Source organism: Actinoplanes octamycinicus (genome assembly GCF_014205225.1).
GTDB lineage: Bacteria > Actinomycetota > Actinomycetes > Mycobacteriales > Micromonosporaceae > Actinoplanes > Actinoplanes octamycinicus.
The window spans coordinates 957,959-975,460 of the sequence record NZ_JACHNB010000001.1; the positions used below are offsets into that span (position 1 = coordinate 957,959).

Below are 17,502 nucleotides of genomic sequence, written 5' to 3' on the forward strand. Positions count from 1 at the left end.
CGGTCACCCCGGGTCCGCCGGCGGGGTCGAGGCGCCGGTCAGGGACAGCTGAGCGATGGCCACGTCGTGCCAGGCCCGGTGTTTCCAGCCGATCCGGGGATGGGTGCCGACGGGCTGGAAGCCGAGGGCGGCGTGCAGGCCGAGGCTCGCCTCGTTGGGCAGGGTCATCTTGGCCACCGCCACGTGGTAGCCGCGGGTGACCAGCCTGGGGAGCAGCACCCCGTAGAGCGCGCGGCCGGCGCCGGTCCGCCGCCGGCCCATCTCCAGGTAGACGCTGACCTCGCAGGACCAGCGGTAGGCGGGGCGGGCGGCGAACGGGCGGGCATACGCATAGCCGATCACCCGGCCGGCGTCCTCGGCGACCAGCCAGGCGTGCGTCTCGGCGGTCTCGGTGATCCGGGCGGCCATCTCGGCGGCGCTCGGCGGGTCGGTCTCGAAGGTGATCGCGGTGTCCAGCACATACGGCCGGTAGATGGCGGCGCACGCGTCCGCGTCGGCGGCGGTGGCGTCCCGGATGGTCAGCGACATGTGCCCCAGCGTAAGCCAGCATGGGAACGATAGTCATCAGCAATGTCGACTATAGTGACAGTCATGTCGGACGATCTCACCGCGGAGCTGGCCGCCACCCTGCGTGCCGTGCGGGCCGAGCGGGAGATGACGGTGCAGACGCTGGCCGAGCGGTCCGGCGTGTCCCGGGCGATGATCGCCAAGATCGAGCGAGGGGCGGCGCAGCCGACCGCGGCGCTGCTCGGACGGCTCGCGGCGGCGCTCGGGATCACCCTGTCCGAGCTGTTCACCCGGACCGAGAAGGACGGCCGGCGGCTCACCCGGCGCGCCGACCAGCCGGTCTGGGTGGATCCGGAGACCGGGTACCGGCGGCGGTCGGTCTCCCCGCCCGGCGGCCCGGCGCAGATCGTCGAGGTGGAGCTGCCGGCCGGCGCCTCGGTGGCCTACCCGGCGGATGCGTATGCGCTGGCCCGGCACCAGATCTACCTGCTGGACGGGAGGCTGCGCTTCCGCGAGGGTGACGTGGTGCACGAGTTGGCCGCCGGGGACTGCCTGGAGCTGGGGCCGCCGACCCCGGGCGAATACCACAATCCCGGCGACCGTCCGTGCCGCTACCTGGTGATCCTCAGCGCCCGCCGAGGCTGACCCGTACGCTCCGCGGCTCCACGGTTGCTGCCGGGGGCGTACCGAAAAACCGCGGCCCTGACCCGAGCGCGCCTGCGGGTGGGCTGGAGTCAGGGGTTCTTGTCGAGCCAGTGGGCCAGGCCGTCGAGGATCCGCTCCAGGCCGAAGGCGAAGGTGTCCTCCATGATCCGGTCGGGGTCCGGGCCGGCCACGCCGAACTCCCGGTGCCAGGCGCCGTAGCTCGGGTAGTCCTTGTCCATCCGCTCGACGATCGGCTCGATCCGGGCGGCCAGGCCGGCGGGGCTGAGGCCGGCCCGGCGGCTCGCCTCGGCCAGTGCGGACTCGGTGGTGGCCGAGCCGATCGCGTGCGCGGTCAGCAGCGAGCCGGCGTAGGAGATCGCCATGCCGGAGAAGCCGGCGGCGGAGAGCAGGGCGACGGTCCGGTCGCCGAGGCGCATCGCGTTCGGCCCGAGGGTGGGGCGGATGCCGAGCTCGCCGATCACCCAGGGATGCCGGAGCAGGGCGTCGCGCATCCCGCGGGCCATGGTCGACACGCTGATCCGCCAGTCGGCGTCGGCGGGCTCGGGGACGTAGATCTCGCCGAGGACCTCGTCGACGGCCAGCTCCAGCAGCTCGTCCTTGTTGGTCACGTACCAGTACGCCGAAGTGGTGCCGGAGCTCAGCCGGGCGCCGAGCCGGCGCATGCTCAGGCCGGCCGCGCCGTCGGCGTCGAGCAGGTCGATCGCCGTCTTGACGATCTGCTCGCGGCTCAGGTGCGGCGGAGCACCCCGGGTGGCGCGGGGCGGGCGGTTCCACACGGTCCCGGCGATGTCAGACATGGCCCCATCCTAGGCACCCCGTCGCACACCGTACGAGCTGCTCGCACACCGTTCGACCGCCTCGCACAAAGTCCCAGCGGCTCGTACAAAGTTCCAGCACCTCGTACAAAGTGCCATTGCCTCGTACAAAGTTCGAGCGGCTCGCACACCGTTCGAGGTGCTCGTACAAAGTTCGAGGGGCTAGTACAAAGTGCCAGATGCTCGCACAGTGTTCGAGTGCCTCGTACGGCGTTCGGGACGGTGGTACGGTGTACGAGTTCCTCGAACGGCGTACGAGAGAAGGTGGTCCATGCCTGAGCGTGATCCGCGGCGGTGGCTGATCCTTGGCGTGCTGTGTCTGAGCATGCTGGTGGTCGTCGTCGACAACATGGTGCTGAACATCGCGATCCCGGCGCTGATTCGCGATCTGGGGGCGAGCACCGCCGAGATTCAGTGGATCATCGACGCGTACATCCTGGTCTTCGCCGGGCTGCTGCTCACCGCGGGCGCGCTCAGCGACCGGCACGGGCGGCGCCGCGGGCTGGTCATCGGGCTGATCGTCTTCGGCGTCGCGTCCGCGCTGGCCACCCTCTGCCAGACGTCCGGCCAGCTGATCGCGGTGCGCGGCCTGATGGGCGTCGGCGCGGCCTTCCTGATGCCCGGCACGCTCTCCATCCTCACCACGGTCTTCGACGACGCGGAGCGGAAGAAGGCGATCGCCATCTGGGGCTCGGTGCTGCTGCTCGGCGCGCTCGGCGGCCCCAGCCTGGGCGGCCTGCTGCTGGAGCACTTCTGGTGGGGCTCGGTCTTCCTGATGAACATCCCGGTCGCCGCGCTCGGCATCGTCGCGGCGCTGGCGATCATCCCGGAGTCGCGCGGCCCGGCCGGACGGCCCGACCTGGTCGGCGCGTTCACCTCGACGGCCGGGATGACCGCCCTGGTCTGGGCGGTGATCTCGGCACCCCGGGACGGCTGGCAGTCGGCGCCGACGCTGGGCGGCTTCGTGGTGGCGGCGGTCGCGCTGACCGCCTTCGCGCTCTGGGAGCGGCACACCGACGAGCCGATGCTGCCGCCGGAGCTGTTCCGCAACCGGAACTTCGCCGGGGCCAGCCTCTCCATCGTGCTGCTCTCCTTCTCGGCCGGCGGGGTGCTGCTGGCGCTCACCCAGTACGTGCAGTTCGTGCTGGGCTTCGCGCCGCTGCGGGCCGGCTTCGCCTTCGTCCCGATGCTGATCACCGCGCTGGCCTGCAACGGGCTCGGTGTGCAGCTCGACAAGCGGTTCGGCGCGCGGGTCACGCTCAGCCTGGGCCTGCTGGTGATGGGCGCCGGGTTCGGGGTGCTGGCCTCGATCGGGCCGGGCGACGGCTACCTGAGACTGGCCGTCGCCCTGGTGGTGATCGGGGCGGGCAGCGGCACGGCGACGCCGGTCGCGGTCGGCACGCTGCTCGCGGCGCTGCCCAAGGAGCGGGCCGGGGCCGGCTCGGCGGTGAACGACACGGTGCAGCAGATCGGCTCGGCGCTCTCGGTCGCGGTGCTGGGCAGCGTGCTGACCACGGCCTATCGGGCGGCGATGCCGGCCGGCGCGCCGGCGGCGGCACGTGACTCGATCGGAGAGGCGCTGCGGCTCGGCGATCCGGCCCTGGCCCGGGTGGCCAAGGACGCCTTCGTCGACGCGCTCGCCGCCACCTCCTGGCTGGGCGTGCTGGGCGGGGTCGCGGCGGCGGTGGTGGCCGCGGTCGTGCTGCGGCCGCGCCGGGCGACCGAGATTGCCCCGGAATCGAACATCAGTACTAGCATGGCGGGATGAGCAGCGCCTATCAGCCCTCGATGCTCGACCTGATGGCCGGTCCGGCCCCGACGCTGGCGCCGCTGTCCGGGGTGACCCGGCACCGGCTCACCGCCGGGGCCTGGGTCGACGTGCTGCCCGGCTGGCTGCACGGGTCGGACGCGGTGTTCGAGACGCTGCTCGGCATCGACTGGCGGGCCGAGCGGCGGAAGATGTATGACGACGTGGTGGACGTGCCGCGGCTGCTGCGCTGGTTCCGCGAGGGCGAGCCGCTGCCGCACCCGGCGCTGACCGAGGCCCGCGCCGCGCTGAACGCGCACTATGCGGAGGAGCTCGGCGAGGAGTTCGTCACCGCCGGGATGTGCCTCTACCGGGACGGGCGGGACAGCGTCGCCTGGCACGGGGACACGATCGGGCGCTCGGCCAGCCAGGACACCCTGGTGGCGATCGTGTCGGTCGGTTCGCCGCGCACGCTGGCGCTGCGGCCGCGGGCCGGTGGGCACGAGACGGTGCGGTTCCCGCTCGGGCACGGCGACCTGATCGTGATGGGCGGCTCCTGCCAGCGCACCTGGGAGCACGCGGTGCCGAAAACGGCACGCGCGGTGGGGCCGCGGGTGAGCGTGCAGTTCCGGCCCCGCGGCGTGGCCTAAGGAGCGGGCTGGACCAGGCGCTCCTGGTCGGCGGTGATCCGGCGGATCAGCAGGATCGCGGCGATCGCGGCGACCGGCGTGGTGATCAGTGACAGGCCGGCGAACTGCTGGGCGCCGTTGCTGCTGTACCCGTCCAGCACGATGCCGACGGTCCAGGCCGCCGCCCAGACGACGAAGAGGCCCGGGCCGTGGTCCCGGCTCCGCTGGTCGATCTCGCGGACCACGAGCAGCGGCAGTACCAGGTTGGCGAGCGGGATGAACCAGGCGCCGATGGTCCAGCCGGGCCGCCACTTGAGCCGGTGGCCGGTGGTCCACAGGTTGACCGAGGCGCGGTGCAGCCAGACCAAGAAAGTCACCACGGTGAACAGGAAGACGCCGAGGTAACCCAACGACATGGCGACCATCGGGTCGCTGCCGCCGAGGTACCCGCGCCGGCTGAGCAGTTCCAGGACCAGCGAGTAGACCAGCGTCACGGCCAGACCGGTGCCGGCCAGGATCGCCGGGCCGCGCAGCGATCTCGCACGGCCCGGGGCGTAGGCCGGCGGGTAGGAGTAGGGCGCCGGCGGCCCGGAGTAGGCCGGGACCGGCGCCGGCTGGGCCGCGGCCGGAGCGGGATAGGCCGGGTAGGCCGGGGCGGGCGCGGGATACGCCGGCGGTGGAGCGGGATAGGCCGGCGCGGTCGCGGGATAGGCCGGCGGCGGGGTGGCTGACGGCCAGGTCTCGGTGTTCGCCTCGGCCGACCACGGGTCGGCGGGCGGGATCAGGTCCTCCGGCCGCGGGTCGTCCGGGACGGGCGGAGGCTGCTGGGCGTTCATCGGGCTCCTCGCGGGTCGATGGCCTACGCCGCAGGGTATCCGGACCGGACAACGCCGCCCGGACGGGCGTTTTCGCTGATCACGCACCGGATAGCGGACGTAACGGTCGCGACAGGTAACGGAGACGTTGCGAGTAGTTGACGAGTCCGATCAGAAAGTTACACTCCTAGTGTAAATAGTTGACCATCACGCTCCACTGTGGACCCACGCTGTCCAGACGAGGTGGCCATGTCGACGGATTCCCCTGCTCATGAGCTTGCGCTCGACCACATAACGGTCCGCTTCGGCGGCCTGACCGCACTCGACGACGTCTCCCTGCGGGTGCCCGCCGGACGGATCGTCGGGGTGATCGGGCCGAACGGAGCCGGCAAGACCACCCTTTTCAACGTCATCTGCGGCTTCGTCGCGCCGACCGCCGGGGAGCTCACCCTGGACGGCCGGTCCTGGCGGCCGCGGCCGCACCATCTGAACCGGCTCGGCATCGCCCGCACACTGCAGGGGGTCGGCCAGTTCAGCGGCCTCACCGTGCTGGAGAACGTGCAGGTCGGCATCCGCGCCGGCCGGGAGCGGCAGTCCGAACAGGACGCGCTCGCCGCCCTGCAGCGGTGCGGCGTCGCGGAGTACGCGTATGCCGCGCCCGGCGCGCTGCCCTACGCGATCCGCAAGCGGATCGAGCTGGCCCGCGCCCTGGCCACCCGGCCCCGGATCCTGATGCTGGACGAGCCGGCCGGCGGCCTGGACGCCGACGAGATCCAGTGGCTGGCCGGCCTGATCCGGGACGCCGGCACCACGGTCCTGCTGGTCGAGCACCACATGGACCTGGTCATGTCGGTCTGCGACGAGATCCTGGTGCTGGACTTCGGCAAGCCGATCGCGCTCGGCTCCCCCGCCGAAATCAGCGCGAACGAGAAGGTCACCGAGGCCTACCTGGGAGCCGCGGCATGAGCGCGCCGACGAGCCGGGACCACAGTGGAGGTGCCGGCATGAGCGCGCCGACGAGCCGGAGCACAGCGGAGGTGGCGGCATGAGCGCGCTCCTCGAGGTCGACGATCTGACCGCGGGCTACGGCGCCGCCCCGGTGCTGCACAGCGTGCGGTTCGCCATCCAGCCGGGCGAGATCGTCGCCGTGCTCGGGGCGAACGGGGCCGGCAAGACCACCCTGCTGCGTACCCTCTCCGGCCTGGTCCGGCCGACCCGGGGCAGCGTCGTCTTCGACGGCGAGGACCTGCGCGGCGTCCGGGTCGAGCACCTGGTGCGCCGCGGGATCGCCCACGTCCCGGAGGGCCGGGGCGTGGTCACCGAGCTGACCGTCGACGAGAACCTGCGGCTCGGCGGGCTGTGGCGGCGCGACCGCGCGGACGCGGCGCGCGCTCTGGACGAGGTCTACGACCTCTTCCCGGCGCTGGCACAACGGCGTGCCAGCGCCGGGCATCAGCTCTCCGGCGGCGAGCGGCAGATGCTCGCGCTGGGCCGCGCGCTGATCGGCCGGCCCCGCCTGCTGCTGCTCGACGAGCCGTCGCTGGGCCTGGCTCCGAAGATCACCGCGCAGATCCTCGCGCTGCTGCGTGACCTGCGGGAGCGCACCGGGCTGGCGGTGCTGCTGGTCGAGCAGAACGTGCGCAGCGCGCTCTCCGTCGCGGACGAGGGGATCGTGCTGGCGCTGGGCCGGGTGGTCACCCGTAACAACGCGGCCCAACTGCGCGACGACGCCGACCTGCGCCACGCCTACCTCGGGTTCTAGGACGAAACCATGGACAGATTTCTCTATCTCACCTTCGACGGGCTCAGCCGGGGCGCGGTCTACGCCGCGTTCGCGCTGGCCCTGGTGCTGATCTGGCGGGCCGCGCGGATCGTCAACTTCGCGCAGGGCGCGATGGCGGTGGCCGCGGTCTATGTGGCGTACTCGGTGACCAACGCGACCGGGTCGTACTGGCTCGGGTTCGTCGCCGCGATCGTCTTCGGGCTGCTGCTCGGCGTCGTGGTGGAGAAGACGGTGATGCGCTTCGTCGACCACTCGTCCCCGCTGAACGGCGTGGTGGTGGCGCTCGGCCTGGTGCTGATCGTGCAGGGGGTGCTCGGCATCCTCTACGGCAACGAGTACCGGCCGGTGGAGACGCCGTTCCGGCGGGACGCGTTCGAGGTCGGCGGGATCGCGCTGCTCAGCCGCTACGACGTGTTCGTCTTCGCCGCGGTGGGCGCGGTGGTGGTCGCGCTCAGCCTGCTCTTCACCCGGACGGCGGTGGGCCTGCGGATGCGGGCCGCGGCGTTCGCCCCGGACGTGTCCCGGCTGCTCGGCGTGCCGGTCGGCGGGATGCTGACGCTGGGCTGGGCGCTGGCCGCCGCGGTCGGCTCGCTGGCCGGGATGCTGGTCGTCCCGACCGAGCTGGGGCTGCACCCGACCGCGATGGACGTGGTCTTCGTGTCGGCGTTCACCGCCGCGGTGGTGGGCGGCCTGGACAGCCCGATCGGGGCGGTGACCGGCGGGTTGATCGTCGGGCTGCTGCTCTCCTACGTCAGCGGCTACCTGGGCGCCACGGTCGCGCCGATGGCGGTGCTGCTCCTGCTCGTGGTGGTGCTGCTGGGCAAGCCGGGCGGGCTCTTCTCCAGTTCGAAGGCGAGGCTGGCATGACCGACTGCACCGAGCGGCACCTCCCGGCGCCGGCCCAGCAACCTCGCAGGCGAGGGCCAGGAGGGCATGCCGAGGGAGGCACAGCGTGACCGACGTGAAAGAGGAGAAGCAGACGGCTCCGGCCGTACCGGAAATCGTCCGGAAGCGGAAGCGGATCTGGCCGGTCGTGCCGATCCTGATCGGCGCGCTCCTGATCGTGATCCTGACCTACACGCTGCCGCCGTTCCGGAACTATCAGCTGGCCACGGTCGGCGCCTACTTCACGGTGACCGCCGGGCTGACCGTCCTGACCGGACTGAACGGGCAGCTGTCGCTGGGGCACGGGGCGCTGATGGCGACCGGGGCCTACACGTTCGCGCTGAGCCAGAACAAGTGGCTGAACGCACCGGTCAGTTTCGTCGCCGCGATCCTGGTGACCACGCTGGCCGGCGTGGTGATCGGGCTGGCCGCGGCCCGGCTGCGCGGGCCCTACCTGGCCGGCCTCACCCTCGCGGTGGCGGTCGTGGTGCCGTCGGTGACCAGCACGTTCGACGAGACGTTCAACAGCGACATGGGGTTGTCGGTGGCGCTCGACCCGCCGCCCGGGACCATCCCGATGGAGCGCTGGCAGGCCTGGCTCTGCTGGGCCGGCGCGCTGGTCACCGCGTTGCTGCTGGCCACCCTGGTGCGCGGGCGGTTCGGGCGGGACCTGCGCGCGGTGCGGGACGACGAGACGGCGGCCCGGCTGGCCGGGGTCAACATCGCCCGTACCCAGGTCCTGGCCTTCGTGGTCAGCGCCGCCTGCGCCGGGCTGGCCGGCGCCCTGTTCGCGGTCCTGGCGCAGAGCGTCTCGCCCGGCGCGTTCCCGCTGACCCTGTCGCTGTTCCTGGTGATGGCGATCGTGATCGGCGGGCTGGGCCGGCTGGTCGGCGCGCTGCTCGGGGCGGTGCTGCTGGTGGCCCTGCCGACGCTGGCCCAGCAGGCCGGGGAGCGGTCCGGTTCACAACATCTGGAGGGGAACCTCGCCCTGGTGGTCTTCGGCGTGGTGCTCGTCGTCGTCATGCTCGCCGCCCCCGGCGGCCTGGCATCCATTCGATTTACCACGATATTCAGGAGGAACCGATGAAACGCACCACGGCGGTGTTCCTCGCCGTCCTCTTGTCCGCCGCAGCCTGTGACAGCGGTTCCGGAGGCGGTGGCTCCAGCAGCAGCGGCGGCAGCGTTCCCGGGGTCACCGACACCGAGGTCGTCGTCGGCACGCACATGCCGCTGACCGGCCCGGCCGCCGCCGGGTACTCCAAGATCTCGCCGGCCACCAAGGCCTACTTCGACTTCGTCAACGCGGGTGGCGGGATCAACGGGCGGAAGATCACCTACAAGGTCAAGGACGACGGCTACAACCCGGCGACCACCCAGCAGGTGGTCCGGGAGCTGGTGCTGCAGGACAAGGTCTTCGCGATCCTGAACGGCCTGGGCACCCCGACGCACACCGGCGTGCTGGACTTCCTGAAGACCAACAAGGTGCCGGACCTCTTCGTGGCCAGCGGCAGCCGCAACTGGAACCAGGTGGGCAAGTACCCGGGCACCTTCGGCTTCAACCCGGACTACACCGTCGAGGGCAAGATCCTGGGCACCTACGTCAAGGAGAACCTGGCCGGCAAGAAGGCCTGCTTCCTCGGCCAGGACGACGACTTCGGCAAGGACAGCCTGGCCGGGATCGAGAAGACCCTGGGCCCGGTGGCGGACAAGCAGACCTACGTGACCAGCAACCCGAACGTCGGCCCGCAGATGGGCGCGCTCAAGGCGGCCGGCTGCCAGGTGGTGCTGCTGGCCACCATCCCGGGCTTCACCGCGCTGTCGATCGGCACCGCCGCGAAGATCGGTTTCAAGCCGCAGTTCGTGGTCAGCAACGTGGGCGCCGACCCGGCCACGGTGAGCAAGGCGCTCGGCGCCGCCGCGCCGCTGCTGGAGGGCGTGGTCTCGGCCAACTACCTGCCGCTGACCACGGACGACGCCAACCCGTGGATCCAGCTCTACAAGAAGGTCAACGCGCAGTACAACAACAACGCGGAGTTCGACAACAACGTCGTCTACGGCATGTCCGTGGCGTACCTTTTCGTCCAGTCGCTGCAGGCCGCGGGCAAGGATCTGACCCGCGAGTCGATCATCGACGCGGTGGAGAAGAACGGGTTCCAGGGCCCGGGCCTGGTGCCGCTGCGGTTCTCCGACAAGGACCACGCGGGGTACGGCGGGGAGCAGCTCACCAAGATCCAGGGCGGCAAGGCGGTGTTCTTCGGGCAGGCCTACACCACCGACGACGCGGACGGGGCGGTCCAGCCGTACACCGCGCAACCCGTGACACCCCCGCAGAACGGGATCCCGGCAGCGTAATATCCGCACCCTGAGTGCATAAATTTCTAGGAGGTAGTGCGATGGCGGATCAGGTGGCAATCGTGACGGGAGCCAGTCGCGGAATCGGATTCGCCATCGCGCAACGCTTCGTCGCCCAGGGCGCGAAGGTCGCGATCACCGGGCGGGACGCGGACGCGCTCGAGGCCGCGGTGAAGGAGCTGGGCGGTCCCGAGGTGGCCATCGGGGTGGCCGGCAAGGGCGACGACGCGGACCACCGGGCGGTCGTGGTGGACGCGGTGACCGCGAAGTTCGGGCCGGTCACCACGCTGATCAACAACATCGGGATCAACCCGGCGTACGGGCCGCTGGCCCAGCTCGACCTGAACGCGGCGCGCAAGATGGCCGAGGTGAACCTGATCGGCACGCTCGGCTGGGTGCAGGAGGCGCTGCGCGGCGGGCTGGCCGAGACCGGCGGCTCGATCGTCAACATCTCGTCGGTCTCCGGGGTCCGCCCGGCGCCCGGGATCGCGTTCTACGGCACCACCAAGGCCGCGCTGATCCACCTCACCGAGGAGCTGGCGGTCGAGCTGGCCCCGAAGATCCGGGTGAACGCGGTGGCCCCGGCGGTGGTCAAGACCCGCTTCGCGGCGGCGCTCTTCGAGGGGCGGGAGGAGCAGGTGACCGCGACGTACCCGTTGAAGCGGCTGGGCGCGCCGGAGGACGTGGCCGGCACGGTGGCGTTCCTCTGCTCGCCGGACGCGTCCTGGATCACCGGGCAGACCATCGTGCTGGACGGTGGCGTCACGCTGACCGGGGTGGTCGAGTGACTTCGTACCCCCAGCGAGTCGTCGTCACCGGGGCCGGCGGCGGGATCGGCGCCGCGCTGGCCCGGCGGTTCGCCGCGGACGGCGCGCACGTCGTGGTCAGCGACATCGACGCGGACGCGGCCGCCTCGGTCGCCGCGGAGATCGGCGGGGTCGCCGTGGCCGCCGACGTGGCGGTCGAGGAGGACGTCCGCCGGCTGGTCGAGACGGCCGGCGACATCGACCTCTTCTGCTCCAACGCCGGCGTTCTCAGCGCCGGCGACGAGAACACCCCGGACCAGCAATGGGACCGCGATTTCGGGGTGAACGTGATGTCCCACGTCTACGTGACCCGCGCCCTGCTGCCGCGATGGCTGGACTCGGGGCAGCCGAAGCGGCTGCTGATCACGGTCAGCGCGGCGGGACTGCTGACGCTGCTGGGCAGCGCCACCTACTCGGTGACCAAGCACGCGGCGCTGGCGTACGCGGAGTGGCTGCGCGCCACCTACGCCCACCGCGGGCTGATCGTCCAGGCGCTCTGCCCGCAGGGCGTCCGCACCGACATGCTGACCGGCGGCAACGCCCGGGGCAGCGGCAGCGCGGCGCTGCTCGCCGAGGGCGCGCTGGAGCCGGCCGCGGTGGCCGACCTGGTCGCCGGGTCGCTGGACGGCACCGGGTTCCTGATCCTCCCGCACCCGGAAGTCGCCGACTACTTCCGCTTGCGCGCGACCGATCCGGACCGTTGGCTAGGCGGCATGAACAAGATGCAGCGTGGCTTCGAGCAGCGGACCGCGTCGTGAAGGGCCTCGACCTGGAGAAGCTCCAGGCGTACCTGGACAGTCCGCCGCTGACCGGGACGATGTTCGCGGGCGGGCGGTCGAACCTGACCTACGCGGTCACCGACGGGACGAACCGGTGGGTGCTGCGCCGCCCGCCGCTCGGGCACGTGCTGCCCACCGCGCACGACATGGCCCGCGAGCACAAGGTGCTCGCCGCGCTCTCCCAGGCCGGCTTCCCGGTCCCCCGGCCGGTGCTGCTGTGCACCGACAGCGACGTCATCGGCGCGCCGTTCTACCTGATGGAACACGTCGACGGGAAGATCTACCGGGAGGCCGCCGACCTCGAACGGATCGACCTGCACAGCCTGACGATGACGCTGGTCGACACCCTCGCCGACCTGCACGCCCTGGACCCGGAGAAGATCGGGCTGGGCGACTTCGGCAAGGCGGAGGGCTTCAACGAGCGCCAGGTCCGCCGCTGGAAGAAGCAGCTCGACGCGTCCCGCAGCCGGGAGCTGTCCGGCATCGAGGAACTGCACGCCCGGCTGGCCGCGGACATCCCGGCCGGCGGGCCCGGCGCGGTGGTGCACGGCGACTTCCGCCTGGACAACGTGCTGATCGGCTCCTCCTCGGAGGTGACGGCCGTCCTCGACTGGGAGATGTCGACGCTCGGCGACCCGCTCAGCGACCTGGCCCTGATGCTGGTCTACGCGGGCCGCCCGCTGCTGTTCAAGGACGGCAAGCCGGTCGCCCCGATCGACCTGCCCGGCCACCCGTCGCTGGACGAGATGGCCGCCCGGTACGCCGACCGCAGCGGCCGCGACGTCAGCGACCTGCACTGGTACGTCGGGTTCGCCGCCTTCAAGCTCGCCGTCATCCTGGAGGGCGTGCACTACCGCTACACCAAGGGCCAGACCGTCGGGGCCGGCTTCGACACCGTGGGCGCGATGGTGCCCGAGTTGATCGCGCAGGGCCACCGAGCGCTGGAAGGACACTGATGGACTTCGAGTTCGACGCGACCACCGAGGACTACCGCAAGCGGCTGCTCGCCTTCATGGACGAACACGTCTACCCCGCCGAAAAGGACTTCCACGCCGCCGGGGACGGCTGGGAGCCGCCCGCCGTCCTGGCCACCCTGCAGACCGCGGCGAAGGCGGCCGGCCTGTGGAACCTCTTCCTGCCGGGCGAGCACGGCGCCGGGCTGACCAACCTGCAGTACGCGCCGCTGGCCGAGATCATGGGACGCAGCCCGGCGATCGCGCCGGCCGCGTTCAACTGCAACGCGCCGGACACCGGGAACATCGAGGTGCTGGCCGAGTTCGGCACGCCGGAGCAGCAGGAACGCTGGCTCAAGCCGCTGCTGGCCGGCGAGATCCGGTCGGCGTTCGCGATGACCGAGCCGCAGGTGGCCTCGTCGGACGCCACCAACATCGGCACCCGGATCGAGCGGGACGGCGACGAGTACGTCATCAACGGCCGGAAGTTCTACATCACCGGCGCGATGAACCCGAACTGCAAGATCTTCATCGTGATGGGCAAGACCGACCCGGACGCCGACCGGCACGTGCAGCAGAGCCAGATCCTGGTGCCACGGGACACCCCGGGCCTCACGGTCAAGCGCGGCATGACCGTCTTCGGGTACACCGACGGCGACCACGGCGGCCACGCCGAGCTGATCTTCGAGAACGTCCGGGTGCCGGCGAGCAACCTGATCGGCGTCGAGGGCGGCGGCTTCGCGATCTCCCAGGCCCGGCTCGGCCCCGGCCGGATCCACCACTGCATGCGGCTGATCGGGATGGCCGAGCGCGGCCTGGAGCTGATGTGCCGGCGGGCGCTGGAGCGCACCCCGTTCGGCAAGCCGCTCGCCGAGCAGGGCGTGATCCAGGACTGGATCGCCGAGTCCCGGGTCCGGATCGAGCAGGCCCGGCTGCTGGTGCTCAAGGCCGCCTGGCTGATGGACACGGTCGGCAACAAGGGCGCGCACACCGAGATCCAGGCCATCAAGATCGTGGTGCCGCAGACCGTCGAGTGGATCCTGGACAAGGCGATCCAGGCCCACGGCGCGCTCGGCACCAGCCAGGACACGCCACTCGCCCAGCTCTGGGCGGGGGCCCGCACGCTGCGTCTCGCCGACGGCCCCGACGAGGTGCACAAGCGCTCGCTGGCCCGGCGGGAGCTGAACCGCTACCGGAGTCGTCCGTGACCTCACCGCAACGTGTCGACGGTCGCACCGCGCGGTCCGAGCGGACCCGTAACGCGATCGTCGACGCCCACCTCCGGCTGATCCGGGACGGCGACCTGCGTCCCACCGCCGACCGGATCGCCAAGCTGGCCGGGGTCTCGCTGCGTGCACTGTGGAGCCACTTCGCCGACATGGAGTCGCTGATGGCGGCCAGCGGGCAGCGGGTCCTGGAGGAGCGGGACGAGTCGTACCGGCAGATCTCGCCGGAGCTGCCACTGCCCGAGCGGATCGACGCGTTCTGCCGGCAGCGGGCCCGGATGCTGGAGGAGATCGGGCCCACCGCGCGCGCCTCGGCGCTGAAGGAGCCGTTCTCCAGCGGCCTGCAGCACTACCGACGGCTCCACGTCTCGCGGGTGCGCGACGAGCTGACCAGCACGTTCCCCGAGGAGATCGGGTCGGACGAGGAGCTGCTCAACGCGCTGACCACGATCAGCCTCTGGCCGGCCTGGTCGACCTTGCGGGAGGCGATGGAGCTGCCGGTGGAGGCCGCCGAGGCCGCCCTGGCCCGGGGCGTCCGGGCCCTGCTCACCACCTGATCCAGCAACGCCGTCGCCCATGTCCACCGTGGGCGGCGGCGGGACTCCTTCCCCAGCATCGAGCGGGCCAGCTCGGCCTCGCGAAGACGGATCATCTCCTGGTGCAGCTGCCACGGAATGCTCATGCCCTCGACGCCAGGAACCCGGGCGATCCCGGAAATCGGCGCGAAGGCCCAGGAAGCGGCGGCTCGAGGCCTAATTCTTTTGCGGTACGGGGTAAGCGCCGTGACCGCATGGGCCGGCGCACCCGCACGACCCGCGCAGCGGTCGCGCGGGGGCCGGGCATCGCGAGCCGACTGCCCGGTGCGGGAAGTCGTACCGGAAAGTGGTCTTAGGGGGTCAAGCCCCGACGGTCCGCCTCCGCCGCGGCCTGACCCCGGCGGGACACCCCGAGCTTGCGCAGGATCGCCGAGACGTGGTGGTGCACGGTCTTGGTGGAGAGGAAGAGCCGGTCGGCGATCTCCACATTGGACATCCCCTGCCGGATCAGGCCGAGCACCTCGACCTCGCGCCGGGTCAGCTCGGCCGGATGGTCCCGGGTCCAGCGCTGCGGGCCGCGCGGGATGTCGCGGACGCCGCGGGAGCGCAGCCGGCGGGTGACGATCGCGGCGGCCGGCCGGGTCCCCAGCCGCTGGAACTCGGCGAGCGCGGCCCGCAACCCGGTCTCCCCGGCGGCGCCGGCCAGGGCCAGTGCCGCGTCGTAGGAGCAGTCCCGTTTCCGCCAGCGCTCCGCGGCGCCCTCCACGTCCCCGGCCAGCTGCAGGGCATAGGGCTCCAGCAGCCGGATCCCGGGCAGGGTGACGTCCGGCTGCCCGGCCAGCCGGCGCAGCCAGGCCAGCTCGCCGAGCACCCACCGGGCCTGCCGCCGGGTCGCCAGCGCCCAGGCCTCGGCGATCTCCGGCTCGACCGGGGCGCCGGCCAGCCAGGCCGCCTCCGCCCGGGCGGTCGCCACCGGGGCGAGGTACTGCAGCTCGCCCTTGCCGGCGGCCAGGTCGCGGGCCTCGTCCAGGACCGGCCACGGATCGGCGTCGCCGCCCCGGGCCTGGATCAGCCCGATCACCGCGAGCGCCATGATCCGCAGCAGCGGCACCGGCTTGGCGTCGCGCAGCACCTCCTCGGCGTCGGTCAGCGCCGGCTCCCAGCGGCCCATGTCCAGGTGGTAGCGGGCCCGGTAGGCGAGCACGTAGTGCTTCCACGCCTCCAGCCCCAGGTCGGCGCAGGCGGTCACGCCCCGGTCCAGCCAGGACGCCAGATGGTAGGACCGGACCCGGGTCATCGACCAGCCGGCGTGGATGTACGCCCGCCCGATGTGCTCCTCCAGCCCGGCCTGCTCGGCCAGCGCCAGGCTGCGCTCCAGCTTGCCGATCCCCTCCGGCTCGCCGGCGATCAGCTGCATGGTGCCCAGGTTGTTCAGGCTGTGCACGACCACCTCGGTGACGCCGTGCTGCTCGCCCAGCCGCAACGCGCGGGCGCCCAGCTCCATGGCGTCCGGGTACTCCTCGATGTTGAGCGCGATCGACGCCTGGTTGGTGCAGGCCATCGCGTACTCCGGGCCGGACGGCATGGCGTCCAGGAGCCGCAGCGCCTCCCGCCCGGCCGCGGCCGCCGCCTCGATGTAGCCGCCGCACCACTGCCGCCGGGACAGGATGGACAGCGCGGTGCCCTCGCCGAGCCGGTCGCCGATCTGCCGGCGGTACCGGATCGCCTCTTGCAAGTCTTCGATCGACTCCTCGGTCTGCTCGGTCAGGTAACACTCGTAGGAGCGGCGTTCCAGCAGGTCGGCGCGTTCGGCTGGGGCCAGGCCGGCGGCGAAGCGCAGGGCCCGGGCGTATTGCGCGGCGGCCTCCCGGTGCGCGCCCGAGTCGGCGGCCTGCTCGGCGGCGCGCGGTGCCCAGCGGAGCACCACCCCGGTGTCGCCGGCCGCCTCGGCGTGGTGCGCGACCCGGCTCGGGTCGGCCCGGTCCGGATCGGCCAGCAGCGCCCGCAGCACGCCGCGGTGCAGCTCCAGCCGCCGGTGCGGGGCGAGCGACTCCTCGACGGTGATCCGGGCCAGCTCGTGCCGGAACGCCACCCCGCCCGGCACGCTCTCCAGCATCCCGGCCCGCAGCGCCTCGTCCAGCCCGGCCATCCCGGTCAGCATGCGCAGCTCGGCGTGCGGCGGGATGACCGAGACCGCGTCCAGCACCGCGGTCGCCTCCGGGCTGAGCCGGGCGGCCCGGGCCAGCACCGCGTCCCGCACGGTCAGCGGGACGTCGCCGTCGTCGCGGGCCAGCACCTCGGTGACGAAGAACGGGTTGCCGCAGGTCGCCCGGTGCAGCGCCCGGCCGTCCCGCCCGTGCGACGCGGCCAGCTCGCCGACCGCTGCCGGGGACAGCGGCTCGACACCCATCCGGACGATCCGGTCGCCCTGCAGCTCGCCGAAGAGCCGGCGCACCGGATGCCGCCGGTCGGTCACCTCGTCGCTGCGGTAGGTCGCGATGATCAGCGCCGGCAGCTCGGCGATCCGCCGGCCGAGCAGGCTGAGCACGTCCAGGGTGGCCTCGTCGGCCCAGTGCAGGTCCTCCACGACCAGGACCAGGCCGGGCCGCTCCCGCACGTCCCGGATGACGGCGCCGGCCAGCTCGTAGGGTTTCGCGCCCTGCCCGATCAGCTCCCCGATCGGCCCGCCGTCCTGCGCCATCTCCAGGAACGGACCGAGCGGCCGCGGCGTCCACAGCGGATCACAGCCGCCCCAGAGCACCGGGCGGGCCGGCCGGCACTCCGCCCGGAACCGCCGGACCAGAGCGGTCTTGCCCCCGCCGGCCTCGCCGCCGAGCAGCACGAGCACCCCGCCCCGCCCGCCGCGCACCGTCTCGTGGGCCTGATGCAGCGCGCCGAGCTGCCCGGACCGCTCCAGCAGCCGGGATCCGGCCGAGATCTCCCCCATCGCCGCACCATGTCACCGGTCCCCCACCCCCTCCATCACCTATCCGACATCCGAGC

At 72.2% G+C, this 17,502-nt stretch carries 17 protein-coding genes; 13 read left to right on the top strand and 4 right to left on the bottom strand.

The window, feature by feature from the left end; genetic code table 11:
• Positions 1-3: 3 nt before the first annotated feature.
• On the bottom strand, positions 4-528 hold the full coding sequence (locus BJY16_RS04150; RefSeq protein ID WP_185037791.1) for a GNAT family N-acetyltransferase: 525 nt from the start codon (positions 526-528) through the stop codon (positions 4-6).
• Positions 529-591: 63 nt separating this feature from the next.
• Here BJY16_RS04150 and BJY16_RS04155 point away from each other — a divergent pair, with 63 nt between their 5' ends.
• Entirely contained in the window at positions 592-1,152 is a 561-nt protein-coding gene (locus BJY16_RS04155) for a helix-turn-helix domain-containing protein (RefSeq protein ID WP_185037792.1), read from the top strand.
• A gap of 89 nt (positions 1,153-1,241) precedes the next feature.
• On the opposite strand, the gene BJY16_RS04160 is transcribed toward BJY16_RS04155, so the two are convergent.
• Positions 1,242-1,970, bottom strand: a complete 729-nt coding sequence (locus BJY16_RS04160; protein ID WP_185037793.1) for a TetR/AcrR family transcriptional regulator C-terminal domain-containing protein — start codon at positions 1,968-1,970, stop codon at positions 1,242-1,244.
• Positions 1,971-2,259: 289 nt separating this feature from the next.
• On the opposite strand from BJY16_RS04160, the gene BJY16_RS04165 reads away from it, so the two are divergent.
• Together BJY16_RS04165 and BJY16_RS04170 are read left to right on the top strand one after the other, a co-directional pair.
• Positions 2,260-3,756 carry an MFS transporter gene (locus BJY16_RS04165; protein WP_185037794.1) on the top strand — a complete coding sequence of 499 codons (1,497 nt, stop codon included), beginning with the start codon at positions 2,260-2,262 and terminating at the stop codon, positions 3,754-3,756.
• Entirely contained in the window at positions 3,753-4,385 is a 633-nt protein-coding gene (locus tag BJY16_RS04170) for an alpha-ketoglutarate-dependent dioxygenase AlkB (RefSeq protein WP_185037795.1), read from the top strand. The genes BJY16_RS04165 and BJY16_RS04170 overlap by 4 nt, the downstream gene beginning before the upstream one ends.
• Here the strand turns inward: BJY16_RS04170 and BJY16_RS04175 are convergent.
• Positions 4,382-5,200, bottom strand: coding sequence for a DUF4328 domain-containing protein (locus BJY16_RS04175; protein ID WP_185037796.1), 819 nt, complete (start codon positions 5,198-5,200; stop codon positions 4,382-4,384). The two genes, BJY16_RS04170 and BJY16_RS04175, sit on opposite strands and share 4 nt — an antisense overlap.
• A 228-nt stretch (positions 5,201-5,428) precedes the next feature.
• Between BJY16_RS04175 and BJY16_RS04180 the strand changes: the two genes are divergently transcribed.
• The 10 genes from BJY16_RS04180 to BJY16_RS04225 all read left to right on the top strand — a co-directional run bounded on the left by BJY16_RS04180 (position 5,429) and on the right by BJY16_RS04225 (position 14,520).
• Positions 5,429-6,145, top strand: a complete 717-nt coding sequence (locus BJY16_RS04180) for an ABC transporter ATP-binding protein (RefSeq protein ID WP_185037797.1) — start codon at positions 5,429-5,431, stop codon at positions 6,143-6,145.
• Between the two features lie 79 nt (positions 6,146-6,224).
• Complete coding sequence (locus BJY16_RS04185) at positions 6,225-6,941, top strand: ABC transporter ATP-binding protein (RefSeq protein WP_185037798.1); 717 nt, start codon at positions 6,225-6,227, stop codon at positions 6,939-6,941.
• A gap of 9 nt (positions 6,942-6,950) precedes the next feature.
• Entirely contained in the window at positions 6,951-7,829 is an 879-nt protein-coding gene (locus BJY16_RS04190; RefSeq protein ID WP_185037799.1) for a branched-chain amino acid ABC transporter permease, read from the top strand.
• A gap of 85 nt (positions 7,830-7,914) precedes the next feature.
• On the top strand, positions 7,915-8,934 hold the full coding sequence (locus tag BJY16_RS04195; RefSeq protein WP_185037800.1) for a branched-chain amino acid ABC transporter permease: 1,020 nt from the start codon (positions 7,915-7,917) through the stop codon (positions 8,932-8,934).
• Positions 8,931-10,199 carry an ABC transporter substrate-binding protein gene (locus BJY16_RS04200; RefSeq protein ID WP_185037801.1) on the top strand — a complete coding sequence of 423 codons (1,269 nt, stop codon included), beginning with the start codon at positions 8,931-8,933 and terminating at the stop codon, positions 10,197-10,199. Before BJY16_RS04195 ends, BJY16_RS04200 begins: the two co-directional genes overlap by 4 nt.
• Positions 10,200-10,240: 41 nt before the next feature.
• Positions 10,241-10,987: an SDR family oxidoreductase gene (locus BJY16_RS04205; protein WP_185037802.1), complete on the top strand. Its 747-nt coding sequence runs from the start codon at positions 10,241-10,243 to the stop codon at positions 10,985-10,987.
• The gene (locus tag BJY16_RS04210; RefSeq protein ID WP_185037803.1) at positions 10,984-11,763 is read left to right on the top strand and encodes an SDR family oxidoreductase; all 780 of its coding nucleotides are present in this window, start codon (positions 10,984-10,986) and stop codon (positions 11,761-11,763) included. The genes BJY16_RS04205 and BJY16_RS04210 overlap by 4 nt, the downstream gene beginning before the upstream one ends.
• Positions 11,760-12,740 (top strand): phosphotransferase family protein, encoded by a 981-nt coding sequence (locus BJY16_RS04215; RefSeq protein ID WP_185037804.1) that lies wholly within the window; start codon positions 11,760-11,762, stop codon positions 12,738-12,740. Before BJY16_RS04210 ends, BJY16_RS04215 begins: the two co-directional genes overlap by 4 nt.
• Complete coding sequence (locus BJY16_RS04220) at positions 12,740-13,945, top strand: acyl-CoA dehydrogenase family protein (RefSeq protein WP_185037805.1); 1,206 nt, start codon at positions 12,740-12,742, stop codon at positions 13,943-13,945. Before BJY16_RS04215 ends, BJY16_RS04220 begins: the two co-directional genes overlap by 1 nt.
• Positions 13,942-14,520: a TetR/AcrR family transcriptional regulator gene (locus tag BJY16_RS04225; protein ID WP_185037806.1), complete on the top strand. Its 579-nt coding sequence runs from the start codon at positions 13,942-13,944 to the stop codon at positions 14,518-14,520. Before BJY16_RS04220 ends, BJY16_RS04225 begins: the two co-directional genes overlap by 4 nt.
• A gap of 331 nt (positions 14,521-14,851) precedes the next feature.
• On the opposite strand, the gene BJY16_RS04230 is transcribed toward BJY16_RS04225, so the two are convergent.
• Positions 14,852-17,446: an ATP-binding protein gene (locus BJY16_RS04230; protein WP_185037807.1), complete on the bottom strand. Its 2,595-nt coding sequence runs from the start codon at positions 17,444-17,446 to the stop codon at positions 14,852-14,854.
• Between the last annotated feature and the right edge of the window lie 56 nt (positions 17,447-17,502).

Bases quoted from the DNA above. Each gene is read 5' to 3' on its own strand.
- BJY16_RS04170 (WP_185037795.1), top strand. From the start codon at position 3,753: ATGAGCAGCGCCTATCAGCCCTCGATGCTCGACCTGATGGCCGGTCCG.
- BJY16_RS04165 (WP_185037794.1), top strand. From the start codon at position 2,260: ATGCCTGAGCGTGATCCGCGGCGGTGGCTGATCCTTGGCGTGCTGTGT.
- BJY16_RS04175 (WP_185037796.1), bottom strand. From the start codon at position 5,200: ATGAACGCCCAGCAGCCTCCGCCCGTCCCGGACGACCCGCGGCCGGAG.
- BJY16_RS04190 (WP_185037799.1), top strand. From the start codon at position 6,951: ATGGACAGATTTCTCTATCTCACCTTCGACGGGCTCAGCCGGGGCGCG.
- BJY16_RS04200 (WP_185037801.1), top strand. From the start codon at position 8,931: ATGAAACGCACCACGGCGGTGTTCCTCGCCGTCCTCTTGTCCGCCGCA.
- BJY16_RS04230 (WP_185037807.1), bottom strand. From the start codon at position 17,446: ATGGGGGAGATCTCGGCCGGATCCCGGCTGCTGGAGCGGTCCGGGCAG.
- BJY16_RS04185 (WP_185037798.1), top strand. From the start codon at position 6,225: ATGAGCGCGCTCCTCGAGGTCGACGATCTGACCGCGGGCTACGGCGCC.
- BJY16_RS04205 (WP_185037802.1), top strand. From the start codon at position 10,241: ATGGCGGATCAGGTGGCAATCGTGACGGGAGCCAGTCGCGGAATCGGA.
- BJY16_RS04180 (WP_185037797.1), top strand. From the start codon at position 5,429: ATGTCGACGGATTCCCCTGCTCATGAGCTTGCGCTCGACCACATAACG.
- BJY16_RS04150 (WP_185037791.1), bottom strand. From the start codon at position 528: ATGTCGCTGACCATCCGGGACGCCACCGCCGCCGACGCGGACGCGTGC.
- BJY16_RS04155 (WP_185037792.1), top strand. From the start codon at position 592: ATGTCGGACGATCTCACCGCGGAGCTGGCCGCCACCCTGCGTGCCGTG.
- BJY16_RS04220 (WP_185037805.1), top strand. From the start codon at position 12,740: ATGGACTTCGAGTTCGACGCGACCACCGAGGACTACCGCAAGCGGCTG.
- BJY16_RS04160 (WP_185037793.1), bottom strand. From the start codon at position 1,970: ATGTCTGACATCGCCGGGACCGTGTGGAACCGCCCGCCCCGCGCCACC.